Below are 8,433 nucleotides of genomic sequence, written 5' to 3'. Positions count from 1 at the left end.
TTCGAGACGGCCACGGTCGAGCAGCTGCTCACCCACACCGCCGGACTCAGCATGATCGTGGGAACCGCCGGAACGGTCACGATCCACGAAGGGCCCGACGCCCTTGACCGCCGCGTCGACGAGCTGCTGTCCCGCCGGCTCAGCGGTCCACCGGGGGAGGGCTTCAACTACAGCAACGCCGGGTTCATGCTGCTGGCCGCGGTGACCGAGCAGGTCACCGGCCGCCCCTTCGCCGACGAGCTCGCCGACCGTGTGTTCGACCCGCTCGGGATGACCGGCTCGTTCGCCACCGCCGACGACCCACGCGTCACGCAGTGACACGCCGGCGTTGAGCGCAACGGTGATCGCCGAGTGGCGCAGTGAGTGGGGGCTGATCGGTTTGGTGTCCCTGCGTGCCGGGAGATGCGGCGCACGGCTCGCCAGCCTTGATTGGCCGTTGAGGCGGGTCCCCCAGCGCGACAGGATGAGCGGACCCTCGGTGCGGATGCCTACGGCTTGGTCGACGGCCATGCGGGTGCGTGGTGCGAGGGGCACCAGCGCTGGTTGTCGCCTTTGCCGATGATGCTCAGGGTGTGGTGGTAGCGGGTCTCGCCCAGGTTCTCGACGTTGGCGGCGCAGACCTCGCCGATGCGCAGTCCGTTGAGGGCGAGCAGGCACGCCAGGGCGTAGTCGTAGCCGCCGAGTGCTTCGGCGGCGTCGAGCCAGTCGCACAGTTCGGTGCGACCCAGCCCGAGCCGGGTGGATTCGTTGGAGACTTTGGGTCGACGGACGTTGGTCATCGGTGAGGTGTCGGCCAACTGCTCGTCGACGAGCCACTTGTAGAACATCGTCAAGGTCGCCAGCTTGCGCTTGATCGTTCCGGCAGCAAGACCGGTTGCTTCGTGGTGGCGAGCGAACACCTCCACGTGGATGCGTCGCGCGCCGAGCGGGTCCACGTTTGAAGTGATCACAGAACTCAGCCATTGCCGTAGATCGCAGGCGTAGTTGCGCCGGGTATGGGCGGAGCGATAGCCGGCCAGGAATGCGCCGGCGAGCAGGTTCACGCGCTGTCGGTCGTCGTCGACCGGGAACAGGATGGTTGTCGTGGGCATCGCATACCTCCAGGGATAGGGGAGGTGATCGTCCGCCCGCTTCTACGCTCGTGGAAGCCCTTATGCTGCGCCACGTGTACGCCTCGACGCTGCTCAGCGACGGGGTGAGCGTCGCGGCGGTGGCCTCATGGCTCGGGCACAGCGGACGGCGGGGCGCTGCTGCTGCACACCTACGCGCACGTGATGCCCTGAGACGCCGAGCGGGGTCGGGCGGTGCTCGACGCGCGGCGCTCGGAGGGGGTCGGGACAGGTTGGAGTCGGCCGGTCCCTGAGCCGCATGAGGCCGCTCGCCGTCGGGATGGACCACGTGGACGCTACGTGGTCGGCGGTATAGTTTCTATACCGAAATGGAGACAATCGGGTGGAGTTCGAGTTCGACGCCGACAAGAGCGCCGCGAACGCGGCGAAGCACGGCATCGACTTCGACCAGGCGCAACGGCTGTGGCAGGACTCTCTGCGTGTGGAGATCCCCCCCGAACGGTTGACGAGCCCCGATGGCTCGTGGTCGGGCGGATTGAAGGTCGGCACTGTCCGCCGTGGTGACCCGCCGGCAGGAGGTCACGAGAATCATCTCGGTCCGCCGTTCACGCGACGAGGAGGTGGCCATCTATGAAGGCTAAGGAGCTCGACCAGCGGTTCGACCGCGGCGAGGACGTCACGAGCGCTCTCGACCTGGATCAGGCGCGCCGGCCCGGGACCGAGCAACGCCGCGTCAACGTGGACTTTCCCGCGTGGATGGTGGAGTCGCTGGATCAGGAGGCCAGGCGGTTGGGCGTCACCCGCCAGTCGATCATCAAGGTCTGGATCGCCGAGCGGCTCGAGCACGGGTCGAGCGCCGCCTGACGCGAGCGAGCTGCGCGCTCTGGTGCAGCTGGGGCCAGCTTCCGCAACCGCCAGCTGTCTGCCCGAAACTGGCCCTGAACAACGTCCGCTTCAGCTCGGAGGCGCTGGACCGCATATCTCGAACTCGGGCCATGAGCGTCACTGCTGCGCCGAAGTGGCCGGCGGTGGGCCAGCATGGCCCAAGTGTGGCCCAAGGACCCGAGCCGGGGAGCGTTTCCGCAGTTCGGCACCATTGAACCGCACCAGATGATCCAGTCCGGCTTGGCCACGGCCGACCGCTACGACCGCGTGGAGGCATTGGGCCTTCCGCCCCAACAGGTGCTGGGTCGTGTCCTGCTTCGCGGTCACGGAGGACTGGTCACCGGCCGCGCTGGCTCGCTCACCGGCTATGACACCTATCACCAGAACCGGCGCCACCATCCAGGCGTTGGACTACGAGCTGTGGCCGACCGGCATCGTCGACGAGTTCGGTGAACCTGATCCGCGCAACGCTGCCCACTTCGACCTGGTCATCGCACGTGACCTCAGTGCGACCGAACTTGCCGACCGCACCGCACCAGACCCGGAGGCCAGACGAACCCTGCGGGCGCGGTTCATCCCTGCGGTACTGCCGTTCCTGGACGCGTTGGAGGGTCCCACGCCGCTTTCCTAGCGACGAGTCACGATACGATCTCACCCGAGGAGCCGCGATGAACATCCTGACCAGAACCGTCATCACCATCGAGACCACCCCCGGCATGCTCAAGCACGGTGTCGTCCACGTCCACGAGGCGCTGCTCGACGGCGACGAGGGCCTCGCGGTGGGCGAATGAAGCGCTGATCCACGACGGCGCCGGCACCTACCGGGCCGCCACCGTCACCAGCCACGACGACGACATCTGGCAACTGACCCTCACGCGCAGCTGACACGGCCGCGAGTAGATCGTGGCCAGTGCTGCGGGAGTGGGCGCACGCCGGCCCGGCCAGCAGGAGTCGGGCACCATCGGCGTACTCCTCGATGGTCTCAGCGCTATCGAACGCGGTCTGCACATCGGTGACATCGAGTCCCCATCGAGCATGCGGTCGATGGCGTGCTCGCTGAAGATGAGCAGCGAGTCCATGGCACCTCGATCATGGCGCTTGGCACGAGAAGCATGGTGGGCATGCTGCCGCTGCCGGCTGTGGCGAGACGCCGCTGACACCGATGCGTTGCTCATCGCCGTCGGACTGCTTGTCGTGTCGCCCCTGGTCGTCGCCGAGCTCGACCACCCCCTGCGCGCCCCCGCCAACGCCCGGTGGCTCTGGCGGGCGCCTGGTCATGCCGGATCGCCAGGAGCATCGTCTCGTGTACCTGGTCGATGACGACGACGTCGTCATCCTTCAAGCCCGCTGCGCTGCGACTGACAGGCACCCGCGGGACGGGACGGCCTGCTCGGGCCAGGGACGGCCCGACGGGGCGACGCGCAGCACCGGCACCCCTGATCGCTGCGGAACAAGCACCTTTGGGCACCGTGGTGGCAGGAGACTCCAAGGAGGCCTACAACCCGGCCTTGAGTCTCCGTGCGGCCGAAGCCGGCGGTGCAACTGCTGCGGATCGGGCGGGTCCACAAGCCTGTGATGACGCTCACCTGAAGCGCTCAAGACCGAATGCGATCGGAAGTTGGACGAGCTGGGCGTCCTGGCGCCGCTCCCAGATCTGCTGCGCTCGACGGGCTTCCTCCATGCGCATGCCCTCATCGACATAGCGGGTGATCAACTCGGGCCGCTTGCGTCCCGTGCTCTGGCTGCGCTCGTCGAGTCGGTCGACCACGTCGGCGTCGAGTCGGAGTGTGACGTGTCGTGCGGCCATGCACCTGCCCTCCTCAGAACACAATGTAGCCATGTAGGACAACCAGCCGTGCACCCGTCCCTGCCTCTCGGCCTACACATGGACACGGCCGAGACCTTGGATCGACTGACTGGGCCGCGCAGGGGAGGCTGTGCCCCGGTCAGAACGGCACGTCGCGCTCCTGCCGGCCGAAGCGGGCGCGCTGCTCGGCGGCGAGAGCGGTCAGCCTGCGCTCTTCTGCGCGGCGCTCCTCGGCGAACGCTTTGAGCTCCTCGGGGAGGTCGTGGGCGGGGAAGTCCTGCACCCGCACGCCGTAGGGCGCCCCGCCGGAGGTGAAGCCCGCGACGAACATGAGCTCGCCGCCCCACTCCAACCAGCCGTCGGGGAGCCCGTCCTGGACGCCCTCGGGCTCCTCGCGACGCGAGCGCTTGGGGACCGGCGGCGGACGGACCGACCACCGCTGGTCCTTCGCCGACAGTGCGACCCCGAGGATCCCCAGCTCGTCGCAGGCGGTGTAGCGGTCGACGCCGTAGCGGCGGGCGTAGGCGCGCACTGTCACCTCGGCACCGGACTCCAGCCACGAGCGGGCGGAGTCGAGCCGGGCCGGCCGGCGCATCCGATGCCGTCGGGGCTGTGGCACGGGGTGGCTCCTCGTCAGGTGCGGGCGGTGCGGTAGGCCTGCCAGACCTCGCCCGGCAGCCGACCGCGGTCGCCGACGGCGAAGCCGGCCGCGCGCGCCCAAGCACGGACCTGCGCGGGCGTCGCTGATGGGGCGGCGCACTCGGCCGGCGCTTTGGGTTGCGCGACCGGCGGGCCGCCCGCCGCGGGCAGCGGGAGCCGCGGGGCGCTGGCCGCCGTCGGGTCGGTGGCGAACCGCAGCTTGCGGTAGCCGGCCTTGCGCCGGTTGTACATCGCCTTGAGCATCGGGACGCCGGCGTCGCGGTAGTCGTGCACCTCGGCGGTGTCCTTGCCGGGGTGGGCGCGCACGACGCGGCCCGCGTACTGTTCGATGCGCTGGGGGGCCGACACGGGGAAGGCGAGGAACAGCGTGTCCAGCCGCGGGCAGTCAAAGCCCTCGCCGATGTAGCGGTCGGTCGCGACCAGCAGCACCTGGCGTTCCTCGGCCAGACGCGCGTGCACGGCACGCCGCTTGGTGACGTTGAGGCGGCCGTGGAGGACCAGGGGGTCAAAGCCGCGGTCGCGCAGTCCGCCGGTGAGCGTCTCGACGTGCTCGGTGCGGCCGCTGAGCACCAGACAGTTGCGCCCGTCGCGCAGCGCACGTGCGACGTCGTCGCAGACCTGATCGGTGCGGCCAGCGTCGTCCACGATCGACTCGTACAGCAGCGCGAGCACCTCACCTCGGGTCAGCCCGTCGGTCGGCATGTTCACCGCCAGCTGCGTGTCGTGGACGTGCAGCAGCCGGACGAGGTGGTCGTCGATCTGGTCGATGCGGCGCCTGATCGGCCCGCACTGCATGACCATGACGTCTTTGAGGCCGTCGGGTCGCTGCGGGGTGGCGGTCAGGCCGAGCCACCGCCGCGCCCGCACCTCCCGCACCGTGCGCTCGATGGTGGGGGCGGCCACACGGTGGCACTCGTCGATGACCACCAGGCCGTAGCCGTCGAGCAGCTCGTCGGGGCGCTGGCTGCGCACGACGGTCTGGAACGTGGCGATGTCCACCGCCCGGGTCTGGGTGCGCTTGCCGGCGCCGACCTGCCCCGCGTCGATCCCCAGGTGGGTGCGCAGCTGAGCTCGCCACTGGTCGAGCAGCTCCCTGCGGTCCACGAGCACGAGCGTGGGCGTGGCATGACGGGCGATCAACGCACAGCCCATGACCGTCTTGCCCGCGCCGGGCGGCGCCTCGAGCACCCCCAGCTCGTGGCGGGCGAGCTCCTCGACGGTCTCGGCCTGCAGCTTGCGCAGTGCACCGGTGAACGTGACCTTGAGCGGAGCCGGCTCGCTGCGCACGTCGTGGATCTCCAGCCGGCTGCCGGCCTCCGCCACGAGCGCGGCCGCGGCTTCGGTGACTCCCCGCGGCAGGTACAGGTGCTCGAGGTCCTCGGCGTAGCAGCGGATGAACCGCGGGGTGGCGTGGTTGGACATCCGCAGCCGCTCGTTCTTGTGGAACGCGGGGTTGTGGAGCACCGCCAGATGCTTGAGCGAGGCGTACAGGCCAGGCGGGATGCCCGCCCGGCGGATCGCGAGCATCCCCGCGAGCTGCGCCGGGACGGTTGCCGGCGGGTCGGGGTCGGCACGCAGAGCCGAGCGGTGCAGGCGGGCCTGCGGTCCCACGACGAGCGGCCGGAGGTCTTCGGTGATGCGCCGCACGTCCGCGGGTGACAGGCGCTGCACGCAATCCAGGTACGCGAACTGGTCGGGCCAGGGCTCGAACGTAGGTGGGTCGACGAACACGGTGGTGTGGCGCTCGCGGCGGCACTCGCCCTGCAGCGGCAGCGCGATCAGGTTGCCGAATCCCCGCTCGGGCAGGTGGTCCTGGGAGGGGAAGAAGCGGTCGTAGCTGTCGAGGTCGAGCTCGCCGCGCAGCGCGATCGCCTCGCGCAGGAGCGCCGCGCCCATCGCCCTGGCGTCGGCGGCCGCGACCGGGGCGGTGAAGAACGTCCACACGTGCGCGCCGTCGCCGGAACGGGACAGCTCCACGGCGGTGGGCACGCCGGCCGCCTCGGCGGCCTCGCAGTAGGCCTGCACGTCCAGGCGCCACGTCGCCTTGTCGAAGTCGCAGGCGAGCAGGCGGCACGTGTCGCCGGGCAGCAGCGGGTACAGGCCGATCGTGTCGCGCCCCTCGAGGTGGGCGGCGATCACCTCGTCGGTCAGCGGCAGGTACTGCCGCTGTTCGCGAGGAATGCTCGGGCCGCCGGTGTGGACCGGCCACCAGCCGCTGGCGCCCTTGACCCGATTCTCGAAGCGACGGGCGTAGACGTCGCCGCGGCCCGCGAACAGCGTGCGGTAGAGCGCCAGCTTCGCGCGCCGCGACGAGCGCTGGTGGACACGGGCAGAGCGCCCACCGTCGGGCAGCGGTCCCCCCACCGCGCCGCTGAGGCGAGGTTCCAGGGGCGCAGGAACGACGCCGTTGTGGTCGGCCCCACCGGCGGTGGCTTCGGCCAGGGCGCGGCGCAGCCCCTCGAGCTCGCCGCGGGTCCTGGCCAGCTCGCCGCGCAGCCTGGCGTTCTCCTCGACGTGCACACAGCACGGCCGGGCAGGCTCGGCCTCCATGGCTCCCAAGTATTGCACCGGGCGCCTCACTCACGGCCTATCGGGGTGCAGCAGTTGTCGTCGCCACATCCGTGCCGCGCCGCCGCTCGCGCCTTGTCGACGTAGATGCCGCCGTCCCTCGCTTGGCGTCATCGCGGGCGTCGTAGCGATAGACGATGACGATGGTGTCGAAGACGACAAGAGTCACTGCGCAGCGGCGCGGGTGCTCACGGTCGTCGTACAGCTCGTCCCTGGTCCATTCGCGATCTGGCTCCGACGAGGCCACAGCCCGACTCGTCAGCTTCTCGACCAGGTCGTCGGCGTGCGCGTCGAGGTCTGCGGCGGCGGCCATCCTCCCGCGGCCCTGGCCTCGAGCGCCATGGGCCGCCCCCGTGAGGTGCTGGTCGAGGGCCTGGCGAACGATCTCGGCTTCCGTCAGGCCAGATTCGGCGGCGCGACGCTTCAGTTCGGCTTCGTGGGCCTCATCGATGTAGAGCTGCTTGCGAACCATGACATCAACCTCCATCGTGCCCTGCGGCAGGGGTTGTCTTGTGGGCGATGACGTGGCCGGCACGGTCACCGCTGCCGAGGGGAGCGTGCAGCACTTCTCCGGTTGATGGAGTTCGCCGGCGCGATCGAGGCCTGCCGTGCTGCGCACGCACCCGCCGCGCCGGGGCGGGCCACCGGGCGTGGACCGCCGGGCCCCTCCCGACGCCACGGGCAGTGACGCGAGCTCCACAGCGGTGCGGTGCGAGGACACGGCATCAGTTTGCGACAGGTGCGGGATGGGTTACGGGTCTCCGAGCGTTGCCGCAGGTGCTCAGGTGTCCTCTGCTGGGTCCTGCAGGCTGGTCGGCATGTCGCGGCGGGCGTGGAGGATGCGCAGGACGTCGATGTGGTCGTCGTGCTCGAGGTAGAAGATCAGGTAGGGGAACTGCTCGACGGGTCGTGCTCGCAACCCCGGCAGGTCGAGCTCGACGGCGTAGCGGGGGGAGCCGATCGCCGGTTGACGGGCGATGAGGGTGAAGGCCTGTTCCACCGCGTCGATGAACCGTCGTGCCGTTGCGGGGTCGACCTCGCTGGCGTAGTGGACTGCCGCGTCGCGCAGGTCCTGGGTGGCGAGCCTGCGGGGGATGACGGGGTGCGGGTCACCCACCAGGCGTGGTGTCCACCTCGGCGCGGAGGCCGTCGAAGTATTCGGGTCCGGCAACCGGTCCCGGTTCGGAGGCGGCGCCGGCGAGCAGCAGGTCGCGCAGGTTCTGACGGTCCTGGTCGCGGCGGATCAGATCGCGGATGTACTCGCTGGTCGTGCCGTAGCGGCGCTGGGCGATCTGGTCCTCCACGAACGCACGAAGGGCCTCGGGCAGGGAGATGTTCATGGTCGGCATGTGCTCAGCCTACGATGACTTGGCAAACTTTGGCAAGCGCCCGCTTGTGGCTGTTCGCTGGCTAACCTGCGCCCCACGCCCCTTCTCGCGAACC

Annotated in this window: 12 protein-coding genes; 5 read left to right on the top strand and 7 right to left on the bottom strand. The window is 70.0% G+C overall.

Annotated features, from left to right (window positions below; all coding sequences use genetic code 11):
- The coding region (locus VM324_09870; GenBank protein ID HVL99584.1) for a serine hydrolase domain-containing protein at positions 1-318 on the top strand (318 nt) is incomplete at its 5' end.
- Positions 319-488: 170 nt separating this feature from the next.
- Here the strand turns inward: VM324_09870 and VM324_09865 are convergent.
- Positions 489-1,091, bottom strand: a complete 603-nt coding sequence (locus VM324_09865; GenBank protein HVL99583.1) for a site-specific integrase — start codon at positions 1,089-1,091, stop codon at positions 489-491.
- A gap of 361 nt (positions 1,092-1,452) precedes the next feature.
- On the opposite strand from VM324_09865, the gene VM324_09860 reads away from it, so the two are divergent.
- The 4 genes from VM324_09860 to VM324_09845 all read left to right on the top strand — a co-directional run bounded on the left by VM324_09860 (position 1,453) and on the right by VM324_09845 (position 2,746).
- Positions 1,453-1,704 (top strand): hypothetical protein, encoded by a 252-nt coding sequence (locus VM324_09860; protein HVL99582.1) that lies wholly within the window; start codon positions 1,453-1,455, stop codon positions 1,702-1,704.
- Complete coding sequence (locus VM324_09855) at positions 1,701-1,934, top strand: hypothetical protein (GenBank protein HVL99581.1); 234 nt, start codon at positions 1,701-1,703, stop codon at positions 1,932-1,934. The genes VM324_09860 and VM324_09855 overlap by 4 nt, the downstream gene beginning before the upstream one ends.
- A gap of 427 nt (positions 1,935-2,361) precedes the next feature.
- Positions 2,362-2,586: a hypothetical protein gene (locus tag VM324_09850; GenBank protein ID HVL99580.1), complete on the top strand. Its 225-nt coding sequence runs from the start codon at positions 2,362-2,364 to the stop codon at positions 2,584-2,586.
- Between the two features lie 37 nt (positions 2,587-2,623).
- On the top strand, positions 2,624-2,746 hold the full coding sequence (locus tag VM324_09845) for a hypothetical protein (GenBank protein ID HVL99579.1): 123 nt from the start codon (positions 2,624-2,626) through the stop codon (positions 2,744-2,746).
- 791 nt (positions 2,747-3,537) lie between these two features.
- On the opposite strand, the gene VM324_09840 is transcribed toward VM324_09845, so the two are convergent.
- From VM324_09840 to VM324_09815, 6 genes are all read right to left on the bottom strand, one after another.
- Complete coding sequence (locus VM324_09840; protein HVL99578.1) at positions 3,538-3,762, bottom strand: ribbon-helix-helix protein, CopG family; 225 nt, start codon at positions 3,760-3,762, stop codon at positions 3,538-3,540.
- 139 nt (positions 3,763-3,901) lie between these two features.
- Positions 3,902-4,381 carry a hypothetical protein gene (locus VM324_09835; protein ID HVL99577.1) on the bottom strand — a complete coding sequence of 160 codons (480 nt, stop codon included), beginning with the start codon at positions 4,379-4,381 and terminating at the stop codon, positions 3,902-3,904.
- Between the two features lie 14 nt (positions 4,382-4,395).
- The gene (locus tag VM324_09830) at positions 4,396-6,972 is read right to left on the bottom strand and encodes a DEAD/DEAH box helicase family protein (protein ID HVL99576.1); all 2,577 of its coding nucleotides are present in this window, start codon (positions 6,970-6,972) and stop codon (positions 4,396-4,398) included.
- A gap of 37 nt (positions 6,973-7,009) precedes the next feature.
- On the bottom strand, positions 7,010-7,462 hold the full coding sequence (locus tag VM324_09825) for a CopG family transcriptional regulator (protein ID HVL99575.1): 453 nt from the start codon (positions 7,460-7,462) through the stop codon (positions 7,010-7,012).
- A 309-nt stretch (positions 7,463-7,771) separates the two neighbouring features.
- Positions 7,772-8,107: a type II toxin-antitoxin system RelE/ParE family toxin gene (locus VM324_09820; GenBank protein ID HVL99574.1), complete on the bottom strand. Its 336-nt coding sequence runs from the start codon at positions 8,105-8,107 to the stop codon at positions 7,772-7,774.
- Entirely contained in the window at positions 8,100-8,339 is a 240-nt protein-coding gene (locus VM324_09815) for a type II toxin-antitoxin system ParD family antitoxin (GenBank protein HVL99573.1), read from the bottom strand. The genes VM324_09820 and VM324_09815 overlap by 8 nt, the downstream gene beginning before the upstream one ends.
- Between the last annotated feature and the right edge of the window lie 94 nt (positions 8,340-8,433).

This window comes from Egibacteraceae bacterium (genome assembly GCA_035540635.1).
Taxonomy (GTDB): Bacteria; Actinomycetota; Nitriliruptoria; order Euzebyales; family Egibacteraceae; genus DATLGH01.
Note: the sequence above shows the minus strand (reverse complement) of the source record. Positions and strands in the feature narration are given on the sequence as shown.